A 23,273-nucleotide genomic window follows, 5' to 3' on the forward strand; every position below is an offset into this window, starting at 1 on the left:
GAAGTTGTTGTGGCAGATGAAAAAAATCTGGTGTTGAACAGCAATCAGGAATTAGGAGAAATCGTCATTGCGCCGGAAGTAATCGAAGTGATCATCGGGATTGCTGCTTCTAAAGTAGACGGTGTTTACGATATGCAGGGGACTTTTGCTAACAATGTGACTGAATTACTAGGTGGTTCGGCTCACGGAAAAGGGGTTTACCTGAGTATCGATGAAGCAGGTCTTAAAGTGGACCTCTATTGTTATATTAAATATGGCATGTCGGTTCCTAAAGTTGCGATGGCGATTCAAGAACGGGTCAAAGAACAAGTTTTGTTCATGACGGATGTGGCGTTGTCAGAAGTCAATGTCCATGTGGTGGCTGTCGTTCCCGAAAAGATTGATACCCCTGATTTGGAAGAATTATTTGGAAGTGAAGAGGAAGAGAATGAGTAGTAAAGAGATCTCACGGCATATGATCCGGCAAATGGCGCTGCAAGCTCTGTTTCCGTTGGACTTTAACGCCGATTTGTCAAAAAAAGATGCCATCTATCATGCCATCGAATTGGAACACCAAGACATGTTGGATGAGGAGCAGGAAAATTTCGTGCCCGTCTATCTGGATGAGCTGGTGGCAGGTGTTTGCGATCATAAAACCCAATTGGACGATATGATTCAAAAGCATTTGAAAAAAGGCTGGAATTTAAAGCGACTACCGAAGATGGATTTGACAATTTTGCGCATTGCCATCTATGAAATGGTTTATGAAAAGGATGTCCCCAACAAAGTGGCCCTCAATGAAGCCATCGAGTTGGCGAAAACTTTCAGTGATGACCAGTCGCGAAAGTTTGTCAATGGACTCTTGTCAAACATCAATATCGAGCTGGAAAAAGTAGAACAACCAAAAGAAAACGCCTAAGTAAAAAAGCGACACCGCAGAATGAAACTTGCTGCTGGTGCCGCTCTTTTTTCTTCAGAGGCATCGGGGGACATAAGTAGGGGATCAAAAGTTCCGCAAGAGCGTCTTTTCTTCCACTGATTTTTAATGGAAATGACTTGTCTTTTACTTGTGGCTCACATTTCGCGCGGTTCGCTTTGAAAAACCGCGGCAGAAGGATGATTAGAGCCCATTCTTCTGCAGTTAACGGTTATCGTAATGAAAAAGGCAAGCAATCAGTAGGCGCGGGCGATCCAGACTGTGTGTTGTGCCGGTTTTCCACTGACGATATCGACAGTTTTTTCCATTGGTGCTTCAAATGGGATATTGCGGGTGGTAAAGCCGGTCTCTTCTTTGATCTTGGCTTCCGTTTCCTCGCTGCCATCCCAACCAATCAGCACAAAACCAGTAGGGCGGCCGGATTCTTTGCAGGCTTCGATGTGTTCTTTCAATTGCTCTAAGGTATCAATATTGAAGTGTTCGTTTTCTTTGTTGCGGGCTCTGGCTGCTTCCAGCAAACGCTTAGGCATGATTGCCAACTGTTCGCTGACGTAGGCTGCCAACTCTGAAAATGGTACCGCAGTTTTGTCGCTGAGGTCGCGAATTTTCACCATCACATGGCCATTTTCCAAGTCGCGAGGGCCACATTCAATCCGCAAGCAAGCGCCTTTTAGTTCCCATTCGTTAAACTTGTAACCAGGAGAATTGTCGCTGTCATCCATGCGAACCCGGTAGCCGGCTGCTTTGAATTCTTTAAAGAGTTCATCCAATTTTTCCATAATGGCTGGGTTCTTTTTCCAAGGACCTACCGGCATGAGTACAATCTGTGTCGGTGCTACAGTTGGTGGGAAGACCAATCCATTGTCATCCCCGTGGGTCATAATCAGTGAACCCAACAGACGAGTTGAGACTCCCCATGAAGTGGTGTGGACGTGGGTATGCTGATTTTCTTTGGTCAAGTAGGTGATATCAAACGCTTCAGCGAATTTTGTGCCCAAGTAATGGGAGGTACCGGCTTGAACGGCTTTCCCGTCTTTCATCATCGCTTCGATGGAATACGTGTCAACGGCTCCGGCAAAACGCTCAGAGGGCGTTTTTTGGCCCTTGTAAACTGGAATCGCTAAAAATTCTTCTGCCAAACGGGCATATTCGTCCAGAATACTCATGGTCCGACGACGAGCATCTGCTTCATTGGCGTGAGCGGTATGACCTTCTTGCCATAAAAATTCAGAAGTGCGCAAAAAAGGCAGTGTTTTCTTTTCCCAGCGGAAGACGTTGGCCCATTGGTTGATTTCATAAGGCAGGTCGCGGTAAGAATTGATCCAATCAGAAAATGCGGAACCAATCATGGTTTCTGAGGTTGGACGCAATGCCAAAGGTTCTTCCAGTTTATCATTGCCGACTTCTGTCACCCATGGCAGTTCTGGCGCGAAGCCTTCTATGTGATCGGCTTCTTTCATGAAAAAGCTTTTAGGAATCAGCATTGGGAAGTAGGCGTTGCGGATATCTTCTGAACGCAGGAATTTGTTGAATTCTTCTTGGATATGTTCCCACAATTCAAAGCCGTCGGGACGGAAGATGATGGAGCCTTTCACTGGGGAATAGGCCATCAGTTCTGCTTGTTGGATGGTTTGGACATACCATTCGGTAAAGTCGTTGGTTTGCTTTTCAGCCATGTTATTTCCTCCTTGGATTTGGTTGTCAATCGAAGCGCAGGGGAGCCAAACAAAAAACGCACCCCGTCCTATAAAAAGGACGAAATGCGTGTAACATTCGCGGTACCACCTTTGTTGATCGATGTGTGTCATCGACCCCCTCGAAGGAGTGCTAAGGGACTCCGGCCCGATCGTTTCTGGCGATCTATAATGTTGGCAGGTTCTTCTGACCAGTGGGTATCGTTCTTTCAACCGAGGAACGACTCTCTGTGACCTTGTTTAGAATACTAATCCAACTGCCTCTATGCTACCGGCAAACAGTAAAAAATGCAAGTCTAAATTCCGTTGCTGGCTGAATTTGCCAAACCCATCAAACGACCATACGGATTTCGACACTGTCTGTTTTTTCTGTCACGGCTTTTTTCAAGTGACCCGCATATTTTTTAGAGATGGATTCTAAGACCCAAAGATCGAATTCTTCTTTTTCCGGTAACTCGGTATCGATGCCGCGGTCAAAGATATTTTCCTGATAGTTTGCGGTGTGCTCACAAAACAGATACAACTGGTCTTGATCACAAGTCACTTGCAGACGAATCTTTCGCTGTCTGGGATCAGCAATTGCATAGGTTTCTCTAGAGGCATGCTCCAACAAGTGTGCTAAAAGCTTGGTGAGATCATCATCAGAGATATTGATCTCTTCAGGCAGCAGGACTTGAAAATCAATAGCAATGCTGCGTTTTTGTGCTAATTTTTGGTAGCGAGACAAGATCAGATTGGCTAGTGTGTGGTCAGTGTACCTCGGGATGCCGTCCATCAGACGGGTGTCCTTCATGAGCTTATCAAGGTATTCTTTGGTGCCTTCAAGATTGCCGTCCTCTGCTAACAGTTGCATCATCTGCAGATTTTTTTGGAAGGCGGTTTTCATTTGCTCTAATTCGGCCATGTGTTGCTGCATTTCTTGGCGGCTTTCTTCTAATAGGGTCGTTTTGACTTCCAAAAAATTGACTTGTCGTCGGTTTCGTTCCTCACTGGCCATGAAGTCTGTGACAGTGTAGCCAAAGAGAACTAAAAGAATTGCCCCGAAGAACAACCCGCTGAAGTTGATCTGAGTGTACTCAGTTCCTAGCAGACCCATGATATACAAAAAGCAGTGGGCCAACGCCACTAAAACAATCCATGGTGTACAGACAGCATAAAAGTGGTTTTTATAATGACTCTCACGAATAGCGGCAACAGTGGCGGCCAATGTACCAAACATATTCATTGTATCCACCCAAGGTTTGATCTCTGGCAGGTCCGTTTTGGTGAGAATGGCGATAATCAGCATGGCAATGCTAAAGCAGATATGAGGAATTACCCAGAATTTATAGTACTTTTGAACGTGAGTCATTTTTAAACAATAGTAGGAAATCAAAAACAAAGGCGTCATAATCGCCAATAAAGTAGCGAGGGTGGAATTGACTGTGGGGCTAAACAGCAGACTAGAAAAAATATCCCCGGCTGCAGCTTCCAAGCCAATAGTCATGGCAAAACAAGCCAGCAGCAGCATTTCCAGTTCCAAAAACTGTTTTTTCAAAAGTGTCCGTCCCACAAAAAACAAAAGAACGATGCTGATAGAAAGGGCAACAATCATCATCAAAATCTGGGGCATCGACACACTGAAGACATAGGCCATAACTGAGTTGGCCTCACCGACAAAAACACGAGCAGGCAGTCCTGAATAATTTTTATAAGGACTGGAGACTTCTATTTCCAGTGTGCGGCCGACATAATTGCGGGGCAGGTGGATTTCTTGTAGGGAGTTGCCCGGGTTATCCGAAGGTTGCCCCCCAGTCGAAGCAGGACTGTATTCGTAAATCAACTCGTCATCAATCCAGACCTTGATCCATTGATGATTTCCTTGAACCAGCAGCATGGGGTTGTTCACTTTTCTGACCATTTTTCTTTCCATGATCATGGCTTCGCCAGTTTCGATTCCTGGCATCTTTTTTATGTAGCGACTCTTGAAGGTTGTAACCGGATCATCTTTTGGGAAATAGGTCCAAGTATCTTTGATCTCTGAAAACTGGGATTGGGTGAAAGGATGGGTCAGTGCGTGACCAAAAAAAACGATGATCGACAAGAATAAAGCGATGACCATTGTAAAGAGGATCCAACGCCAGCCTTTTTTTGAATTTAACTTATAATAGTTATTTATTGTATCCATAAAATAAAAGCACATCCTTTCCTAGATTCAGTTTATTTTGTTTTTATTTACAAGTCAACCGGGTTAATGAATTAATATAGTTGATGTTTGACGGATTTACACAGAAATCCTAAGATTAAAATATAACTTAAGTTACAATTGAAAAAATTTCTTTTTAATTATAATATAATAAATATTGAAAGCAGCATTCGCCTATCTTCTTAGCGCAAACTTCAGGAGACTTACAAACGAGAAGGATGGGGAGAGCGTGGGTTTTAATCACCAAGGGTTTTATCCAAGAAAGGAAGCCGCCTTATGAAGCGTCTGAAACAACTCAATAGCATCAGCTCATTTGCGCTGATTTTTTTTATGGCTCTGGCGCTGGCAGTGACGTTGTTGCCGCATCTGATGGGTTTGACTGTCGCTGTGATTAGAGACAATAATATGCAAAATGTTTTCCCAAAAGGCAGCTTGATTTTTGTGAAGCATCAAGAAATTGAGGACCTTCATGTGGGAGAGCTTATCACTTTTTATGTTGATCAAGGAGAAGATATCAAGACGCGACGAATCGTGGCAAAAGATTCTTCTAACAACACCTTCTATACAAAAGGAGATAATCAAAAGCAACTGGACTTTGGGTCTGTTTCAAGGCGTAACCTGATTGGACAACCAATTTTTCATCTTCCTTACTTGGGTTTGATAGCTACCAGCAGTTTTGTCAAAACTGCGCAATTGTTGTTTTGGTTAGCAGCCGCGTTTCTGACATTAACCACCATCAGCGCTTTTTTCAAGCAGGTCCGGCCTAAACCAGAAAAGCAGACATTATGGAAAGCAAAAGAAGGGGAAGACGCTCCTTGATTGCACCAGTTAAGTGGATTGATTATAATAAAGCTGTCCTAGTGGGCGGCTTTTTTTGATTGCAAAAGAAGGATAGCATTTCAAATACTGGAAAGTTGCGTTTCTTATTTGAAAAGGTACCTGGTGTCAGTGATGCTAGTGTAAATATCAGCTGTTGTTCGTAAGAAAACAGAAACTTGTTCATCAGTTGAATGATCCCAAAGCCGCAACTTGGAATGGAGCCAAAGAGAGGATTCGAAAAAATGAAAAATGAAATGATGCACCGGCCAGTGGTGAAAAAAGAACTGGTGGATTATATGCGCAGCAAACAAAAGCCTTTGACAGGTAAATTAGGTGAACTGGAACGTGATGCCAATCGCCGAGGGGTTCCGGTAATTCCCCATGAAACTGTGGTCTTCATGCAATTTCTTTTGGGACAACTGCAACCAAAACAAATTTTGGAGATTGGGGCAGCTATTGGTTTTTCTTCCAGCTTGATGGCCCAGTTTGTGGGAACTGACGGCCATGTGACCACCATTGATCGCTACGACGTGATGATCAAAGAAGCCAAAGAAACTTATGTACGTCTGGAATTAGAAGACAAGATTACGTTATTGGAAGGACAGGCGAATGAAATTCTGCCAACGTTGACAGGGCCCTACGATTTTATTTTTATGGACAGTGCAAAGTCTAAATATATCGAGTTTTTACCGGAATGTCTGCGTCTTTTGAAAAAAGGCGGCGTCTTGATGGTAGATGATGTCTTTCAAGGCGGTACGATTTTGGATCCAATCGAAGAGATTCCACGGAAAAATCGTGCCATTCATCGCAAGCTAAATGAATTTTTAGATGTAGTCACGGAGCACCCGCAGCTAACTTCGACACTGCTTCCTCTGGGAGACGGCGTTCTGCTGGTCACCAAAGAGGCAGAGGAAATCCTTTTGTAGAAAGTCATTTAGTTTTTCGAGAGTAAATGTGTTAGAGTGTCTCTCAAACGCAGGTGATCAAAAGAGTGGGAGAAGCGTAAGATGAAAAAGCTGACGGAGCTTTTGGCAGCTGCAAGAGCCAAGTGGAATAAAAAGGAACAGGTGAAAGAAGACTATTCGTTAGCAACGCCTCCGCTTCTTTTGGTGCCCGGAACCGGCGGGAAAATCAGCCGGTTCGACAAACTGATCGCTTTACTGGAAGAAAAGCAACCGGTGGCGGTTTTAAAAATAACTGTACAAGAAGATGATACTCTCCTTGTCAGTGGCAGTCTGGCCATTGACAATACTCGTCCGGTGGTAGTTATTGCCTTTAGTGATGCTTCTGGGGCGGCAGTCCCCAAACAGGCCCATTGGTTTCGCAAGGCACTGATGTATTTGGAAAAACACTATCAGGTGAGAGCATATGATTATTTTGGTCATTCAAACGGTGGATTAGTCATCACCGAATATTTGGAAAACGTCTGCTTGTCCATTGATCCTCAGGTGCGATTTTTGCTGCTGACAGGAACGCCCTTTGACGGTGTGCGTCAGCAGATTGTTTCCCAGGCTGCTAATCAGCTACAGCAAAATCCTTCAGAAAGCTTGAAAAACTATCTTGTTAAACAGTCGCGTCTTCCCAGTAATCTCGATGTGGTCTTGGTAGCAGGAGAGAAAAACGACAGCAACTCTGATGGAATTGTTCCGGTGATAAGTGTTGCAGCGGGTCTTCAGTTGTACGCGGAGGCTAACAGTTGTCGATTTGTCCTCGTGAAAGGAGCTGGCCATAGCCAGTTAGTCACCCACGAGACCGTCGTCCATCTGATTGCAGATGAGCTTTGGCATGAGACAGTAAAATAACGTAAATCTTCATTGGTAAAGCTTAAATGTTCAGCTCAACTCCTTTTAAAAAAAGTTTGACAAGGCTTAGCTCCTTTTCTATAATGAAACATGTTGCCGCTATGTCGCAGTAGCTCAGCTGGATAGAGCATCCGCCTTCTAAGCGGACGGTCGGGGGTTCGAACCCCTCCTGCGATGCTAAAAAACCCCGTGATCCGATGTTGGATCACGGGGTTTTTGATTTTTGCCAGTGAATATTATCTGTCAGCGCCCAGTTTTTTTGATTCGATAGGTTTCAAAATAGGCAAGGTCTTTGCGGCTTTTAACCCCAGCATAAAGGCCCATCAAAAGCGCTCCGGCAGTGTTTGTAAAAAGATCTCCCATCGTATCCATCAAAGCAGCTCGACCGACTAATGGCGCACCGCTGCTGTCCGGAGAGTCTAAATAGCGTTGTAAGTTCATATTGGCAACCGAATCGCAGAGAAATTCCCAAAATTCCCAAAAGACCCCACAAACGCCGGCAAATGCAAAACCGAAGACTAAAAATAGCCAAGGGGAAACCTCTTTTGCGACTGTTTTTTTCAAAAGCATCCCGCAAATCCCATAGCCTAATGCCGTCAACAGCATTGGACTGACAGTGTGGAGCACTTTATCCCAGCCGTTGATGAAGCGAATCAAATGCAGGCAGGTTCCCATAAAGACCGACAGCCATAAGAAGAACCAATAGAAATAAACAATCGGCTGTGGAATCTCAATTTTCAACAATTTACGAGCAATCTGCGGCAGATAAATCAGCGCAATTCCTGCCAAGCATTCCAATAAGATGACCGTCATCTCTGGGCGGGGTAGACGGACAGTAATGTATTCGTAAAGATTGAACAAGAAGACCAACAGTCCAAAAATCGTGAAGGCCCGTTGAATTTTTCGTTGATTAGTCATAGGTACCTCTCCTCTCATAGTATCGATTTTACCATAATTGCCAAAAGGGACTAACTGATAAGGTAATAACTGGTCTGTACAGGTCTGGTGCCAGACTGCCAATCAGCTGCTCAAAGAAATCCGACGCCAGTCTGATTTTTAGTTTTCCGACAATGTGCTATAATAGTTGTCAATGATTAAATTACAGTTGTGAAAGGAATATCCATGATCAGAATCACAATGCTTTCCCGAGCAGATACCGTTAAAGGACAAGGAGTAGGCAGTGCCTATAACGAATTACTGCGCATGTTGCAAGAACGATTTTCAGACGAATTTCATATTGAAATTAATTCTGCAAAAAAAGCAGATATTTCTCATTACCATACGATCAACCCTGAATTTTATCTGTCGGCATTGACACCCAAAAGTCGTGGTGTACGGGTTGGCTACGTTCACTTTCTGCCAGAAACTTTAAAGGGTAGTATTGAATTGTTTTGGCCGATTCAAAAGATCTTTGACTGGTATGTGATGTCTTTTTATAAGCGGATGGATGTTTTGGTGGTGGTCAATCCCAGCTTTATTCCTCAGTTGACGGCAGCGGGAATCCCGGAAGAAAAAGTTTGCTATATCCCGAATTTTGTTTCCACCACAGATTTTTACCCCAAATCAGCTGGCGATAAGCAGATGGACCGTGAGCGATTAGGTTTTTCACAAGATGATTTTGTCGTTTTAGGTGTGGGACAGATTCAAAAACGTAAGGGAGTGGATGATTTCATCCAGCTGGCCAAAGATAACCCACATATCCGATTTGTTTGGGCGGGGGGCTTTTCTTTTGGAAAAATCACCGACGGCTACGATGATTACAAAGAAGTCTATGAAAATCCGCCGGCTAATCTGATGTTTACCGGCATCGTTGACCGTGAGGAGTTAGTGGATTATTACAATGCAGCAGATGTTTTCTTGCTGCCTTCCTACAATGAATTATTTCCCATGAGTATTTTGGAAGCCTTCAGTTGTCAGACACCAGTGATGTTGCGGGAGCTGGACCTTTATGAGTCAGTCATTTCCGGCTATTATATCGGCACCAAAGATCGTAAAGAAATGTCTGAAAAGCTCAATCAACTAGCACAAGATCCCGCTCAGTTAACCCATTTTAGTGAGCTTTCAGCTGAAGCAGCCCAACATTATTCAGAAGACAATGTCGCAAAGATTTGGCATCGTTTCTACACTGAGTTGGCTGCTGGACGCAAGCCGGAGTTAAACCCGGCCAATCGTGAAGTCAGACCCTAATAAAAATGGGTAAAACAGCGACTGACGAGTATCTTTTGGCAAAACGTTTTTGTGTCTGTCTTGTAGTCAATGAAAGCTAAACAACAGCCTACTTTAACGAGCTTGCTATTAAGACTGCGACGAGAAAGCCCCTGTTTTTCTCGTCTGTCTTTTTACAAGGCGCGTTGAAATAGGCTGTTTTTAGTTTTTGAGTGGCTGTTCAAAGCGGAACAAACAAAGACGAAAATTGGCAATTTCGACATATTAAAGGAAAAATTCAGTTGTTTAATAACTGTCCAACCTGTTGCCAGTCTTTTTGAATTACCGGTTCCAATTTGCGATTGTAAAAAACGGCGGCTGGATGAAAGAGAGGAATCACCTGATAATTCTGGGAAGTCCACTGGTAGCCAGTCTCTTTGGCATCCAATTTTTGAATTGGGCCAACCAGCAGCTTGCCGTGCTCGTCTGTGATCAGATGCCCCGATCCCAACAAGCGTTGCAGCCCGATATTGCCTACCGTTGCAATCAGCGTAGGGGCCACCTGAAAAATCTCATAGTCTAAGATTGGAGCGTGAGCCAGGACTTCTTTTTTGGAAGGGGTTCGATTAGGTGTGCTAGTTTCGAGCAGTCCGGTTCGTTTGTTTAAGCGTTCTTTAATACTGAAAGGGCGGCTGCGAACCGCACTTGTAATGTACACGTCTTCGCGGGTGAGTCCAGCTAGCGCTAAGCACTTCATCAATTCCACGCCGGCTTGACCGCTAAAAGGAATATGTGTAGTAATTTCATTTCTACCAGGCGCTTCGCCGACAATCATCAGCTTGGGAAAAAGTGGGCCTTGACCTGCCACAAAACCTTCCAGCTGCATCCCTGTTGAACGCTGTCGCACATGTTCAACTAACTCTTTTGGATAATCCACCAAAATCCCTCCGTTTCTTTCTTCTTCATTATTATAGATAGAATTCTTTCGTTTGAAAAGTTTCACGAAAACAGGCAAAACTTACAGTTGACGGCCAACGTTTTTTTTGATAAAGTATTCTTGTTGTAATTGTGGGCACCACAGCTACAACCGCACAGAACAAGTCATAAGCAACGCTGTTTACTGGCGTTCACTTGGGATGGCGAGTCTAAGTCTAAATAAGGAGGTGCTTTTGAGTATGTACGCAATCATTAAAACTGGTGGCAAACAAGTCAAAGTGGAAGTCGGTCAAGCAATCTACGTTGAAAAATTGAACGTAGAAGCTGGCGAGAAGGTTACTTTTGATGAAGTAATCTTGGTCGGTGGCGAATCTACGAAAGTTGGTGTACCAACTGTCGCAGGTGCAACTGTTGAAGGAACTGTTGAAAAACACGGCAAACAAAAGAAAGTCGTTACTTTCAAATACAAACCTAAAAAACATTCACACCGCAAGCAAGGTCATCGTCAACCTTACACTAAAGTTGTCATCGATGCCATCAACGCATAATTCTTAGAAAAGCAGGTCGAACTATGATCATCGGGACATTCAAACGCAATGACTCTGGTCGGATCATTTCCTTTGAACTGACAGGCCATGCCCAATCAGGTGAATACGGCAAAGATCTCGTATGTGCTGCAGTATCGGCATTAGCCATTAGTGCAGTCAACGGAATTGATGCTTTGGCAGGGAGTACACCTGTCATAGATGCCAATGAGGAAGACGGCGGTTATCTCTATGTGGAGATTCCCCGGGATTCTACTCAGGAGCAGACCAACATCACGCAGATTTTGTTGGAAAACCTTTTGCTCGGTCTGCAAGCTGTTCAGGCGGAATATAGCGAATATCTGCAACTGAAAACCATCACGAAATAAAAAACTATCACAGGAGGTGCTTTTCCATGTTGATGAAAATGAACTTACAATTCTTCGCCCACAAAAAAGGGGGCGGTTCTACTTCCAACGGCCGTGACTCAGAATCCAAACGTTTAGGTGCTAAACGTGCGGACGGTCAAACCGTTACTGGTGGTTCTATCCTTTACCGCCAACGGGGCACTAAGATCTATCCAGGTGCGAACGTTGGTATCGGCGGTGACGATACATTGTTTGCTAAAGTTGACGGCGTCGTACGTTTCGAACGTAAAGGCCGCGACAAAAAACAAGTTTCCGTTTACCCGGTAGCGCAAGAAGCATAATCAACAAACGGCTCTAACCCTTACAAGCTAAGGGTTGGGGCTTTTTTGTTTTCATCAAACTTTTTTGGGCTCTTGTTTGAGCGTGGTTTAAAGCGTAGGGGTAGTGGCTAATAAAAAGAGTCTTTGAGACGGAAAAACGGTTATTTGTTGCAAGCTTTGTTACACTATCAAATGAGGTGAGTTTTGTGGAAGAAGAAAAACATTGTCGAGAGTCACGGGTTATCCAGACCCATCGGATCTTTCCTTTTGATTTAAATCCATTTGGCTTTTTGTTTGGCGGCAAGCTGATGACGATGATTGATGATGCCGCTTCGATTTCAGTGACCCGCCACTGTCGTCGAGGAGCGGTCACGGCTTCTTTGGATAGCTTGAATTTTTTGAAGCCGCTGCATGAAAATCATTCGGTTTGTGTGAAATCTTATGTTTCGGGAGCCCACAACAAGTCGATGGAGGTTTTTGTGAAAATTATCGGGGAAGATTTAGTTACTGGGGAACGCTATTTAGCCGCCACCTGCTTTACCACGTTTGTTGCGATTCCTTCTCACATGAATCCAGAAACGACATTTACAGTTCCAAAGATTATAGCGGATACACCGGAAGAAAAAATGGTATGTGCCGGCTATGAGAAGCGGCGCAAGGACCGTCTGGCAGAACGAGAAGATTACAAAAAATTTGCTGCCACATTATCGACGCGCCTTCCTTGGTCGGATGAGGAAGCTGGCGATTAAGAAGCTGAAAATGTTCAAAATCAAGCTCTGAAAACAATAAGAAAAGTTTCGCAAAGACAAGGCCTGTGCTAGAATATAAAGAAAAATGAAATCGAAAGGGTGTTGGTTGTGGGAGAATTAATCGATGGGAAAAAGCTGGCTGCTTTGATGCAAGAGCAGATGAAAGAAGAAGTGTCGCTTTTAAAAGAAGAAGGACTGACTCCTGGATTGGTCGTTTTATTAGTAGGGGAAAATCAGGCGAGTCAAGTTTATGTGCGTAATAAAGATTTGGCGGCAGAGCGGATTGGGATTCGTTCTACCGTTGAACGCTATCCGGAAAGTATCACTGAAGAAGAACTGCTTGCAGAAATAAATAGATATAACAATGACCCGTTGTTTCACGGGATTTTAGTGCAATTGCCACTGCCGGCCCACATTGATGAAAACAAGGTACTCTTAGCTATCGATCCCAAAAAAGACGTTGATGGGTTTCATCCTTTGAATTTGGGCGCCCTCTTTGCCGGTAATCCAGGAATGATTCCTTGTACACCATTTGGGATCATCAAGATGTTTGAATACTATGGCATCGATTTGGAAGGGAAAAATGCTGTCGTAATCGGTCGCAGCAATATCGTGGGTAAACCGATGGCGCATTTGCTGTTGCAAAAGAACGCTACCGTTACTATTGCTCATTCAAAAACAAAAGAGCTGGCTGCCCTTTGCCGACAAGCAGATATCTTGGTTGTAGCTATTGGACGGGGGCATTTTGTTACAAAGGACTTCATTAAAGAAGGGGCTGTCGTTATTGATGTCGGCATGAACCGCAGTGCTGCCGGCAAATTGATCGGTGATGTAAAATTTGATGAAGTTGCTCCTTTAGCAAGCTATATCACGCCGGTTCCTGGTGGTGTCGGTCCTATGACCATTACGATGCTGATGTATCAAACGATTGAAAGCGCCAAGCGGCATCGGGCGCAATCTTAAAAGAAATCAGGTGAAAGAGTTGTCTCAGCAGTATTTGACTGTAACGGCGTTAACCCGTTACCTCAAACGTAAATTTGATGCAGATCCTTATTTGGAGCGAGTCTTTTTGACCGGTGAAATTTCTAATTTTCGCCTGCGTCCCAATCACCAGTATTTCAGTTTGAAAGATGATGGTGCCAAAATTTCAGCAGTCATGTTTAAAGGCGCATTTGATAAGATCAAATTTCGTCCAGAAGAAGGGATGAAGGTTTTGGTTGTAGGGCGGATTTCGTTGTATGAATCTAGTGGCAACTATCAAATTTATGTCGAGCAGATGCAGCCAGATGGAGTTGGGGCTCTTTACCAAGCCTATGAGCAGTTAAAAGCGCAGCTGACCAAAGAAGGACTTTTTGCCGCACCTAAAAAACAGTTGCCCCGCTTTCCTAAGCGAATCGCCGTTTTGACCAGTCCCTCTGGTGCAGTGATTCGTGACATCATTACCACCGTCAAGCGTCGTTACCCTATTGCACAGCTAGTCTTATTTCCGACAATTGTTCAAGGCGATCGTGGAGCTGATGATGTGGTTCGCAACATTCAGCGAGTCGAGGAAGATGGCGGATTCGACACGATGATCATTGGCCGTGGGGGCGGTTCAATAGAGGATTTATGGCCATTTAATGAAGAGCGGGTGGCTCGGGCAATTTTTGCTGCACAAACACCGGTAATTTCATCAGTCGGTCATGAAACGGATACGACGATTGCCGATTTGGTAGCCGATGTGCGAGCTCCTACACCCACTGCAGCAGCTGAGCTGGCAGTGCCGGTGTTGTCAGATGAAATCCTAAAGCTTAGACAGCAACAGGCCCGCTTGGAGCAAGCCTTCCGTATGCAGCTGCAACAAAAGAATGAACGCTACCAGCGAGCCTTGAGCTCTTATGTCTTCCGGCAACCGGAACGGCTGTATGAAGCGCAGACTCTCAAGGTGGACCAATTAACACAACGGTTGGGGCAAAGCCTACAGCAGCTTCTTTACACTAACGAGCGGGGGTATCAGCAGACAGACCGGCGTTTACGACAGGTTTATCCGTTAGCCAGAGTGCAGGCTGGAAAACAACAAAATGACTTTTTGACAGCTCGTTTGGAGCAGCAAATCCTTCGTTTATTGGAAAATAAACGCAACGCTTTTATAAGTACGGTGCAGTCTTTGGATCTCCTCAGCCCGTTAAAAATCATGGGGCGAGGGTATACCTATACGACAAAAGAGGGACAAGTAGTCAAGTCAATTGAACACCTTCATCCAGAAGAGGTTGTCACCATTCATTTTCCTGATGGTCAGGCTCAGGCAACGATTACAGAAATTCTGGAAGAGTAAGACTGATGCGGAACCGGGACTAAAGCTGCCTGATTTACACGTATCGTCTGAGTAAGAAGATAGCAATCGAGAGAAGACGTAAAGGAGCATAAAAAATGGCACAAGCAACATTTGAAGAATCATTGCAGGAATTAGAACAGATTGTCACCCGCTTGGAAAAAGGGGATGTCCCACTGGAAGAAGCATTGGAAGCCTTCCAAAAGGGCATGGCACTGAGTAAACAATGTCAAGAGACCTTGACCAGTGCCGAAGAGACCTTGACGAAGATGATGCAGGACAATGGCCAGGAAGCGGACTTTGAAGAGCGTGATGCATGATGACACCAAAGGATTTACAAACAACACACCTGCCTCGTGTGGAAAAAGAGATGATCAACTTTTTGACTGGGGTCACTACAGATGAGCGTTTGTTGGCAAGTATGCTATATTCTATCAGAGCCGGTGGCAAACGAATCCGGCCGCAACTGTTGCTGGCAGTGGTTTCTGGATTTGATAAGCCGGTGGAGACAGGCGTTTATCAGACAGCAGCGGCTTTGGAGATGATCCATACTTATTCCTTGATCCATGATGATTTACCGGCGATGGACGATGACCCGTTACGTCGGGGGATGCCGACTAATCATATCGAATACGGAGAAGCAACAGCGATTCTTGCTGGGGACGGCTTGCTGACCGAGGCGTTTCATTTGTTAAGTTCAGCGGTTTTGCCTGCTGAGGAAAAGCTGCTGTTGATCCAGTTGTTGGCTAAAAGAGCTGGCAGTGGTGGTATGGTAGCAGGCCAAGCTGCCGATATTCAAGGAGAAAATCAACGCTTGTCATTGGCAGAACTGCAAAACATTCATCAACGCAAAACTGGGGATTTATTGAGTTATGCACTGGTAGCTGGCGGTATCTTAGCACAACAACCAGTGGAAGTCTTGGCGCAGTTGGAGCAATTGGCAGCCCACGTTGGCCTAGCCTTTCAGATTAGAGACGACTTACTGGATGTCACAGCAACAACGGCGGAATTGGGCAAAGCAGCTCATAAAGATGCCGCCGCCGGTAAAAATACCTATCCGGAATTATTAGGATTAGACAAAGCCAAAGAAGCGTTGAGTGACGAGTTGGCGGCAGCGGAAAAGCTGATTAACGAGTTGACGGCAACACTCCCTTTTTCTGGCGAGTTGTTACAAGAACTTTTGTTGAAATTCCGATTGTGAGGAGAAACCATGAAAAAAGAGCGAGTGGATGTTCTGGCTGTCCAGCAAGGATTGTTTGAAACCCGAGAAAAAGCGAAGCGAGCTGTGATGGCCGGCTTAGTGGTGATGGAAAAAAACAACTTACGCTTAGATAAGCCTGGAGAAAAAATACCGCAAGACACCCCCCTCAGAGTCAAAGGTGAGGTCATGCCATATGTTTCTCGTGGTGGACTGAAATTGGAGAAAGCTTTAAAGCAATTCGACTTCAATGTACAAGACAAGATTTTGCTGGATATCGGCTCTTCTACCGGCGGATTTACAGATGCGGCATTGCAAAATGGGGCTACACTCAGTTATGCACTAGATGTTGGTTACAACCAATTGGCCTGGAAACTGCGCCAAGATCCCCGGGTTGTCGTCATGGAGCGAACCAATTTTCGTTACAGCAAACCGGCTGATTTCTTGGAAGGTCTACCAGATGTAGCGACAATCGATGTTTCTTTCATCTCCTTAAAGTTGATTTTGCCACCGCTGCATGAGATTCTAGTGCCAAATGGGTTGGTGATGGCGTTGGTGAAGCCGCAATTTGAAGCAGGGAAAGAGGCTGTTGGCAAAAACGGAATCGTCCGTGATCCGAAGACCCATGAACGGGTGGTCACTGAAATCTGCGACTTTTCTCGGGAAACTGGCTTTGATGTGTTGGATCTGGCTTTTTCACCGATTACTGGTGGCGAAGGCAATATTGAATTTTTGCTCTTGCTGAAAAAAAGTGCCGATAAAGGTATAATTTCAGAAAAAGTGAATATTTCTAGCGTTGTAAAAAGTGCTCATGAAATACTAACATAAGCTGATAACACGCTGTTAAAGAAAGGTAAAAGAGTTATTTTTCTCTGGGACCTTTCTTTCTTTTTGCATAAAAATAAGGTATGATAGGGAAGTTAAAACGCGGGGACAGCGTGGCTTACGCCGTTGTCTTCTTGCCGATAAAGGCGGGTCTGCCAAGGACTCTTCAAATCAAATCCTACAAATATTGGCAGTGAACGTGTTGAAGGGAGCAAAATATGCGGAAAAAAGATCGTCATCGGTTGATTACCCGATTGTTGAACGAACACAATATCCAAAAACAAGAAGACTTCGTGGGTCTGTTACAAGAACGTGGAATAATGGTGACTCAAGCCACCATCTCACGGGATATCAAAGAGCTGAAATTGATTAAGATCCCTTTTGAAGGTGGTTACCGGTATAGTTTGCCGGCTGAAACAGCAGAAGACATTGGTGAAAAGTTGGCTAAATTATTGCAAGATGCCTTCGTTTCAGTGGATCAGTTGGAAAAGTTTGTAATCTTAAAGACGTTACCAGGAAATGCTTCAGCAATCGCTAATTTGATCGATCGACTTCATAAAGCACGACTATTTGCGATTTTGAACGACGATGACTCTGTATTGATGATTGCCAAAACCGAAGCGGCGGCGGCGGATATGAAGGCCGAGTTTTTAGACTATATCTGATAGCTGGCGAGTTTGCTTTTTGGCAGATGAGTTAGCATTTTGACAGGAGGCATGGGGATGCTGTTGGAATTGGCGATTGAAAATTTTGCCATCATCTCACAACTACGATTAATATTTCACGAAGGTATGACGGCACTAACCGGTGAGACGGGGGCCGGAAAGTCCATTATCATCGATGCGATGGGGCTATTGGCTGGTAGCCGCGGCTCTGCCGACTACATCCGTCAAGGGGCTGATAAATGCCGCTTAGAAGGGGTCTTTGATATGCCGCAACAACCGGGTTTCACCCAACTATTGCAAGAGTTGGGGGTAGAGACTGAAGCGGGGGATCCTTTGATTTTGCAGCGGGACATGACGACAGCTGGAAAAAATGTCTGCCGAGTCAATGGACGAACAATGAATTTAGCCAATTTGAGACGGATTGGCGATTTTTTAGTGGATATTCAAGGACAAAACGAACATCAAGAATTGCTGCAACAAGAGCGACACTTGCACTTGGTAGATGAATTCGGCGACAATAAGTTTCACAAAGAATTAGCGGCTTACAAAGAAGAGTACCAGGCTTATCGTCAGTTGGAAAAGCGGGTACACAAAATCCAGACCAACGAGCAGTCCTTTGTTCAGCGACTGGATATGTTGCGTTTTCAACAAGAAGAAATCAGCCAAGCGGACTTACAACCAGAAGAAGAAGCTCAGTTGACAGAAGAGCGGGAAAAACTGGCCAATTACCAAAAAATTGTGGACGCATTGGGGCAAAGCTACCAAATCTTAACCGCCACGGAAATGAGTCCAGTAGACGGAGTCGGTGCTGTTTTAAGCGAGCTTCAGGAAGTGGCTCATTTGGACAATGAATACAATGCGATTGCTGAAAACTTGCAAAGCGCCTACTATCTTTTGCAAGATGCGGCCGGCGATATTTCTCGGCAATTGGATTTTCTAGAGTTGGATGAAGAACGATTGGAAGAAGTGACGCAGCGTTTGGAACTGATTCGCCAATTAAAGCGAAAGTATGGTGATTCGATTCCAGCGATTTTACATTATTTCGAAGCCATCAGTCGTGAGCTGTCCGCCTATGATGATTCTGATAACCAGTTGGAAGAACTCCAACAAAAATTGAAGCGCGACGAGGCTGCGCTGTGGAATACTGCTGAACAGCTCCATCAACAACGCAAAGCCATCAGTCATCGCTTAGAAAAAGCCATCATGCAGGAACTAAAAGAACTGTATATGGAAAATACTCAGTTTGCAGTAGTTTTTGAAAAAACACGGGTATTAACAGAAACCGGCTTTGATGAGGCCGCATTTTACTTGACTACCAATCCTGGAGAACCGTTAAAACCATTGGTGAAAGTCGCGTCAGGCGGGGAACTTTCACGTATCCTGTTAGCATTGAAGACGATCTTTTCGCAAAATCAAGGGATCACCAGCATCATTTTTGATGAGGTAGATACGGGTGTCAGCGGACGTGTGGCTCAAGCAATCGCTGAAAAGATTGCCAAGATTGCCCGTACTTCTCAAGTGCTGTGTATCACCCATCTGCCACAAGTGGCGGCGGTTGCTGATTATCAATATGGAATCGCCAAAGCAGTCAGTCACGGACGCACGGAAACAACAGTCACTCAGTTGGATACAACCGCCAGAGTCAATGAAATTGCCCGAATGCTTTCAGGCGCCGAGGTCACACCATTGACCTTGGAACATGCCAGAGAGCTTTTGACGATGGCAGGGCACGGCTAATCCAGAGACAGAAAATCAAATGCAACATAATGAATAACTAGAAGAAGACTATAAAAGCAAGATGTAAAACGGCTGTGACAATCGTTGAGTTAGCGTCCTCTGAAGTGAACACTACCAAACGTGAGACCTCAAAAGCCGATGATCTTCCATTAAAAATATTGGAAGATCGTCGGCTTTTCATTGCTAAAAATTTCAAACACGGACTTTCCTTGATGACATCAAGGAAAATCCGCATCATTCACTTCTCTTTACAGGCATGGGATTGTTCTCTCTTCGAACTAAGACATCAAGGTAGCCACAAATTTGTCCTTATCCGTATACTTTTTATTAATCGTGGGTAAGTCTCCGCTGTTTAGCACTTGGAAATTACTTGTGTCACATTCTTATTTGGCAGTGACACTGAATTTTTAAAACTTTGCTGGAACTGTTCTGGCATTTTTTGCGATACCCTGCAGTGCTAATCTAGCACCCCAAGATTTTCTGCGAGTTCGTTTGCCTCAGACAGCTGATAGCCCCAAGATATTAAACTGGTACGCGCATGACAATTTTTCATTAAAGATGAAAAAGGCACCTGTTCCTCAGCTGTGCTGAAAGGAACAAGTGCCTTTTTACTGTCTTTTACATAAAACTCATCAATGCAGTCAAAACGACGCCGCCCACTGTCAGGATCAGCATCATCCAGATCACGATTTTTGTGATCTTAGAGAAGGTACTCGTCTTTTTTTCGTTCATTGTTATCCATCCTTTACCGGTCTTTGCAATGAACAGTGTAACCGCTATTGGCGGAATCTTCAAGGCAGGTCTGTCAAAAATCACAAAAGATTCTTTTTTCTTAAAAATCGGATGGCTAAAACACATAAGAGAATTGTTCCGCCCATGATCAATAAAAAGGCACCATCGTTATCAGCAAAGGGTAGTTTGACATTCATTCCATAAATTCCGCCAATAATGGTAGGGATGGTCAAGACAATAGTCAAAGAGGTCAAAATCTTCATGATGTTGTTGAGGTTATTGGAAACAATCGCCGAAAAAGTATCTGTCATTTGACTGACTAATTTCATGTAGATTTTAGAGGTGGTAACAGACTGTTTAGTTTCTACCAGAATATCATGGAGATGGTTATGATATGCGTGGTGGCTATTGAATTCAGGCGTATTCCACAATTTTTGCAAGGCCTCATAGTTGGCAGAAGTCGCGGCCTCAAAAAAGACGAGGCTCTTTTGGATATCCATAATTTGATACAATCGTTTATTCTCAGTGGAAACCTGAATCTGCGACTCCAAGTGATTTACCTGGCGATCAATTTCTTCCAGATGTTGATTGTAGCTGAGGACCAGCTCCCATAAAATCATCAGCAAGATATTCATACGGGGACTCATATCATTTTGCAGAACTGGACTTTGCAACACTTGATTAAAAAAAGGCGGGCGCTGATTGGCGACGCTGATTAAATGTTTATCAGGTGTAATAATCAATGAAATAGGGTATGTCTGGTACTGTAGATACCCGCTGGGACTAGTGGAGACAAAAGGAAACTCCATTACTAACAAAACGGGGCGTTTAAAAGTCTGTTGGTCCAACCCCTCCGTTCGAGCGTTTTCCATGTTGTCTAAAACCGCTGTCAGATAATCGGCAGGCAGTTGAAATTGCTGACATAGCTGAGTGATCTCAGCTTTTGTAGGGCTGTCTGCATGAAGCCAGGAGACGTCAGAACTATTTTCTCGAACATCTTTAATTTGATTGTCAGCTACTGCGTAATAAGTGAGCATCGTATCTCCATCCTTTTGAACGTTTTATTGAAAAAATGTAAAAGATAACCATCCTTACCTGCAAAAACCTTATGAAGACCGGTCATCGCTATGAATTTTTAAAAGAACTGAAACATTCATGTAATGAAAATAAAGTATAGTTAGCCTGTTATGGCAGGTTTTCTGAAGGGGTTAGTACCTGTTAAAAAATCTGCGGATAAATGAATGCGCCGAACCGAAAGACCAGTCAATCGTTTTTTTAATGCAAGCCGCCAGAAACAGTCTCGTAAAAAAGTGGCTGGCTTTTTGGTAGTTTTCGGTGCCGGAATTTGTTGCAAAGGAGCAATTATGAATACAACTTTTCATCCGATTATGGTCTTATGGTATGTGTTTCCAGTCATCGTCTTGTTGGCTGCAAGCTATCTGACTTCGGCGTTATCTCTTCAAAAAAAATGGCAGATCAAAGGGGCAGATTTAGCCGTTCCGTTTTTGTGGTTGGGATTACACCAGATTTCTGTGAACAGCTTTTCAGTCTCTATTTTACCTTATTTTGTGATTGCCGTATTGTTTTTAGGTATCCTGCTGGTAATCTTTCAAGCCTATTATTATGGAGAAATCGCTTATAAGCGTTACTTTAAGATGTTGTGGCGCTTGATTTTTCTCTTCACTTTATTGTCTTATCTGCTGCTGATTATAGTAGATATTGTACATTATTTGTAGTTTTGAAGAGACTTTTAGAAGTCTTAAAATGCATGAAAAACGCTTGTTTCCGCTTTGGTTAAAAAAAGTCAGACAACTTTTCCAGCACTTTTGTATAAAAAGTGGTAGGAAGTGGGGGATTGTGGTAGACTGTGTATATCGAGTGGAGACAGGGGGTTATTTGTCGATGTTTATGGGCGAATTTCAGCATACGATAGATACCAAAGGCCGCCTGATTGTCCCTTCAAAACTGCGGGAGCAACTAGGCGAAAAGTTCGTTGTGACCCGAGGGTTGGATGGCTGTTTATTTGGCTATCCTTTAAATGAATGGGAAAAGTTGGAAGAGAAGCTCAACGAAATGCCGTTGGCGAAAAAGGATGCTCGTACCTTCGTTCGCTTCTTTTATTCTGCTGCCACCGAATGTGAAATCGATAAGCAAGGGCGCATCAACATCCCGCAAACATTGCGAAATCACGCCGGTTTGACGAAAAATTGTGTGATTACCGGGGTAGCCAATCGCATCGAAATCTGGGATGAAGAAAAATGGCAAGCTTTCTCTGAAGAGGCGGAAGCAAGCTTTGATGAGATCGCCGAAACGATGATCGATTTCGGACTGTAAAACAGAAAGAGGCACACCATGAGTGAGGATTTTCAACATTATACTGTCATGAAAAAAGAAACCGTGGACGGATTGAACATCAAACCTGACGGCGTGTATGTCGATTGTACGTTAGGCGGAGCCGGACACAGTGAGTACCTCCTCAGTCAACTAGGCCCGGGCGGACATCTTTATTGTTTTGATCAGGACCAAAAAGCCTTGGATCACGCCAAGCTGCGATTAGCTAAATATGTGGAAAACGGCCAAGTGACCTTTATAAAGAGTAACTTTCGCTATTTAAAAGAAGCCTTGTTGAACCATGATGTTTTTAAGGTTGACGGCATTTTGTATGATTTAGGTGTTTCGTCACCGCAATTAGATGAAGCCCAACGAGGGTTTAGCTACCATCAAGATGCACCGTTAGACATGCGTATGGATCAGAGTGCTGATTTTTCAGCTTACAATGTAATCAACGAATACGATTATCATCAATTAGTTAAAATCTTTTTCCGCTACGGTGAAGAAAAGTTTTCAAAGCAAATTGCGCGTAAAATCGAAGAAGCCCAAAAACATGGGACAATCGAAACCACCGGTGAACTGGTGGAGTTGATCAAAGAAGCGATTCCCGCGCCGGCCCGCAGAAAAGGCGGACATCCTGCCAAACGGGTCTTTCAAGCTGTACGAATCGCTGTCAACGATGAATTAGGTGCGGTGGAAGAGTCCCTGGAAGAAGCGATCGATTTGTTGAAAAAAGATGGACGGATTTCTGTAATCACCTTCCATTCTTTAGAAGATCGCATCGTAAAAACGATTTTTAAAGAACACAGTACACCAAAGGATCTGCCGCCGGGTCTGCCAATGGTGCCGGAAGAATACCAACCGGAGCTAAAGGTCATCACCCGCAAGCCACTAGTGGCAGGCGTAGAAGAATTAGCAGAAAATAATCGGTCTCGCAGCGCCAAGTTGCGGATCGCCGAGAAGATTAAAGACTGAGAATCGAAATTTGCTGTTTGCTTTTTTCGATTATGGAACAA

Annotated in this window: 26 protein-coding genes, 1 tRNA gene and 1 other annotated feature; of the genes, 21 read left to right on the forward strand and 6 right to left on the reverse strand. The window is 44.1% G+C overall.

Annotated features, from left to right (window positions below; all coding sequences use genetic code 11):
* The first annotated feature begins 9 nt into the window (after nt 1-9).
* Entirely contained in the window at nt 10-435 is a 426-nt protein-coding gene (locus BAU14_RS07115; RefSeq protein WP_161899400.1) for an Asp23/Gls24 family envelope stress response protein, read from the forward strand.
* Nucleotides 428-898: a transcription antitermination factor NusB gene (nusB, locus tag BAU14_RS07120; RefSeq protein ID WP_161899401.1), complete on the forward strand. Its 471-nt coding sequence runs from the start codon at nt 428-430 to the stop codon at nt 896-898. The genes BAU14_RS07115 and nusB overlap by 8 nt, the downstream gene beginning before the upstream one ends.
* A gap of 254 nt (nt 899-1,152) precedes the next feature.
* On the opposite strand, the gene proS is transcribed toward nusB, so the two are convergent.
* Nucleotides 1,153-2,592, reverse strand: coding sequence for a proline--tRNA ligase (gene proS / locus BAU14_RS07125; RefSeq protein ID WP_161899402.1), 1,440 nt, complete (start codon nt 2,590-2,592; stop codon nt 1,153-1,155).
* Between the two features lie 349 nt (nt 2,593-2,941).
* Nucleotides 2,942-4,777, reverse strand: a complete 1,836-nt coding sequence (locus BAU14_RS07130) for a hypothetical protein (RefSeq protein WP_161899403.1) — start codon at nt 4,775-4,777, stop codon at nt 2,942-2,944.
* Nucleotides 4,778-5,071: 294 nt separating this feature from the next.
* Between BAU14_RS07130 and BAU14_RS07135 the strand changes: the two genes are divergently transcribed.
* The 4 genes from BAU14_RS07135 (at nt 5,072) to BAU14_RS07150 (ending at nt 7,593) form a co-directional block, all read left to right on the forward strand.
* Nucleotides 5,072-5,614 (forward strand): signal peptidase I, encoded by a 543-nt coding sequence (locus BAU14_RS07135; RefSeq protein WP_161899404.1) that lies wholly within the window; start codon nt 5,072-5,074, stop codon nt 5,612-5,614.
* Nucleotides 5,615-5,856: 242 nt separating this feature from the next.
* Nucleotides 5,857-6,540 carry an O-methyltransferase gene (locus tag BAU14_RS07140; RefSeq protein WP_161899405.1) on the forward strand — a complete coding sequence of 228 codons (684 nt, stop codon included), beginning with the start codon at nt 5,857-5,859 and terminating at the stop codon, nt 6,538-6,540.
* A gap of 81 nt (nt 6,541-6,621) precedes the next feature.
* Nucleotides 6,622-7,416: an alpha/beta hydrolase gene (locus BAU14_RS07145; protein WP_161899406.1), complete on the forward strand. Its 795-nt coding sequence runs from the start codon at nt 6,622-6,624 to the stop codon at nt 7,414-7,416.
* 103 nt (nt 7,417-7,519) lie between these two features.
* Nucleotides 7,520-7,593: transfer RNA gene (locus BAU14_RS07150), tRNA-Arg, on the forward strand.
* A 66-nt stretch (nt 7,594-7,659) separates the two neighbouring features.
* Here BAU14_RS07150 and BAU14_RS07155 read toward each other — a convergent pair.
* Nucleotides 7,660-8,334, reverse strand: coding sequence for a hypothetical protein (locus tag BAU14_RS07155; RefSeq protein WP_161899407.1), 675 nt, complete (start codon nt 8,332-8,334; stop codon nt 7,660-7,662).
* Between the two features lie 204 nt (nt 8,335-8,538).
* Here BAU14_RS07155 and BAU14_RS07160 point away from each other — a divergent pair, with 204 nt between their 5' ends.
* Nucleotides 8,539-9,603 (forward strand): glycosyltransferase family 4 protein, encoded by a 1,065-nt coding sequence (locus BAU14_RS07160; RefSeq protein WP_161899408.1) that lies wholly within the window; start codon nt 8,539-8,541, stop codon nt 9,601-9,603.
* 256 nt (nt 9,604-9,859) lie between these two features.
* Here the strand turns inward: BAU14_RS07160 and BAU14_RS07165 are convergent, their stop codons facing one another.
* Nucleotides 9,860-10,498 carry a uracil-DNA glycosylase gene (locus tag BAU14_RS07165; protein WP_161899409.1) on the reverse strand — a complete coding sequence of 213 codons (639 nt, stop codon included), beginning with the start codon at nt 10,496-10,498 and terminating at the stop codon, nt 9,860-9,862.
* Between the two features lie 138 nt (nt 10,499-10,636).
* Nucleotides 10,637-10,718 (forward strand) — a sequence feature (ribosomal protein L21 leader region).
* Nucleotides 10,719-10,736: 18 nt separating this feature from the next.
* Between BAU14_RS07165 and rplU the strand changes: the two genes are divergently transcribed.
* The 11 genes from rplU (at nt 10,737) to recN (ending at nt 19,194) form a co-directional block, all read left to right on the forward strand.
* Complete coding sequence (gene rplU, locus BAU14_RS07170; protein ID WP_161899410.1) at nt 10,737-11,045, forward strand: 50S ribosomal protein L21; 309 nt, start codon at nt 10,737-10,739, stop codon at nt 11,043-11,045.
* Nucleotides 11,046-11,068: 23 nt separating this feature from the next.
* Nucleotides 11,069-11,410 (forward strand): ribosomal-processing cysteine protease Prp, encoded by a 342-nt coding sequence (locus BAU14_RS07175; protein WP_161899411.1) that lies wholly within the window; start codon nt 11,069-11,071, stop codon nt 11,408-11,410.
* A 26-nt stretch (nt 11,411-11,436) separates the two neighbouring features.
* A complete protein-coding gene (gene rpmA, locus BAU14_RS07180) occupies nt 11,437-11,730 on the forward strand; it encodes a 50S ribosomal protein L27 (RefSeq protein WP_161899412.1) in 294 nt (97 codons plus the stop codon).
* Nucleotides 11,731-11,915: 185 nt separating this feature from the next.
* On the forward strand, nt 11,916-12,458 hold the full coding sequence (locus BAU14_RS07185; RefSeq protein ID WP_161899413.1) for an acyl-CoA thioesterase: 543 nt from the start codon (nt 11,916-11,918) through the stop codon (nt 12,456-12,458).
* A 108-nt stretch (nt 12,459-12,566) separates the two neighbouring features.
* Complete coding sequence (locus BAU14_RS07190; RefSeq protein ID WP_161899414.1) at nt 12,567-13,421, forward strand: bifunctional methylenetetrahydrofolate dehydrogenase/methenyltetrahydrofolate cyclohydrolase; 855 nt, start codon at nt 12,567-12,569, stop codon at nt 13,419-13,421.
* 19 nt (nt 13,422-13,440) lie between these two features.
* Nucleotides 13,441-14,772, forward strand: coding sequence for an exodeoxyribonuclease VII large subunit (xseA, locus tag BAU14_RS07195; RefSeq protein ID WP_161899869.1), 1,332 nt, complete (start codon nt 13,441-13,443; stop codon nt 14,770-14,772).
* A gap of 95 nt (nt 14,773-14,867) precedes the next feature.
* Nucleotides 14,868-15,089, forward strand: coding sequence for an exodeoxyribonuclease VII small subunit (locus tag BAU14_RS07200; protein WP_161899415.1), 222 nt, complete (start codon nt 14,868-14,870; stop codon nt 15,087-15,089).
* Nucleotides 15,089-15,970, forward strand: coding sequence for a polyprenyl synthetase family protein (locus tag BAU14_RS07205; protein ID WP_237580439.1), 882 nt, complete (start codon nt 15,089-15,091; stop codon nt 15,968-15,970). Before BAU14_RS07200 ends, BAU14_RS07205 begins: the two co-directional genes overlap by 1 nt.
* 9 nt (nt 15,971-15,979) lie before the next feature.
* A complete protein-coding gene (locus BAU14_RS07210; protein ID WP_161899417.1) occupies nt 15,980-16,795 on the forward strand; it encodes a TlyA family RNA methyltransferase in 816 nt (271 codons plus the stop codon).
* Between the two features lie 215 nt (nt 16,796-17,010).
* Complete coding sequence (locus BAU14_RS07215) at nt 17,011-17,457, forward strand: arginine repressor (protein WP_161899418.1); 447 nt, start codon at nt 17,011-17,013, stop codon at nt 17,455-17,457.
* Nucleotides 17,458-17,514: 57 nt separating this feature from the next.
* A complete protein-coding gene (gene recN, locus BAU14_RS07220; RefSeq protein ID WP_161899419.1) occupies nt 17,515-19,194 on the forward strand; it encodes a DNA repair protein RecN in 1,680 nt (559 codons plus the stop codon).
* Between the two features lie 618 nt (nt 19,195-19,812).
* On the opposite strand, the gene BAU14_RS07225 is transcribed toward recN, so the two are convergent.
* Together BAU14_RS07225 and BAU14_RS07230 are read right to left on the reverse strand one after the other, a co-directional pair.
* Nucleotides 19,813-19,926, reverse strand: coding sequence for a DUF4044 domain-containing protein (locus tag BAU14_RS07225; RefSeq protein ID WP_161899420.1), 114 nt, complete (start codon nt 19,924-19,926; stop codon nt 19,813-19,815).
* An 80-nt stretch (nt 19,927-20,006) separates the two neighbouring features.
* A complete protein-coding gene (locus BAU14_RS07230) occupies nt 20,007-20,963 on the reverse strand; it encodes a magnesium transporter CorA family protein (protein ID WP_161899421.1) in 957 nt (318 codons plus the stop codon).
* Nucleotides 20,964-21,290: 327 nt separating this feature from the next.
* Between BAU14_RS07230 and BAU14_RS07235 the strand changes: the two genes are divergently transcribed.
* From BAU14_RS07235 to rsmH, 3 genes are all read left to right on the forward strand, one after another.
* Nucleotides 21,291-21,662 (forward strand): DUF3397 domain-containing protein, encoded by a 372-nt coding sequence (locus BAU14_RS07235; protein WP_161899422.1) that lies wholly within the window; start codon nt 21,291-21,293, stop codon nt 21,660-21,662.
* 166 nt (nt 21,663-21,828) lie between these two features.
* Nucleotides 21,829-22,260: a division/cell wall cluster transcriptional repressor MraZ gene (gene mraZ, locus BAU14_RS07240; protein ID WP_161899870.1), complete on the forward strand. Its 432-nt coding sequence runs from the start codon at nt 21,829-21,831 to the stop codon at nt 22,258-22,260.
* A gap of 18 nt (nt 22,261-22,278) precedes the next feature.
* Nucleotides 22,279-23,232, forward strand: coding sequence for a 16S rRNA (cytosine(1402)-N(4))-methyltransferase RsmH (gene rsmH / locus BAU14_RS07245; protein WP_161899423.1), 954 nt, complete (start codon nt 22,279-22,281; stop codon nt 23,230-23,232).
* Nucleotides 23,233-23,273 lie beyond the last annotated feature (41 nt).

It is taken from the genome of Candidatus Enterococcus leclercqii, assembly GCF_009933135.1.
In the GTDB taxonomy this organism is placed as follows: Bacteria; Bacillota; Bacilli; order Lactobacillales; family Enterococcaceae; genus Enterococcus_C; species Enterococcus_C leclercqii.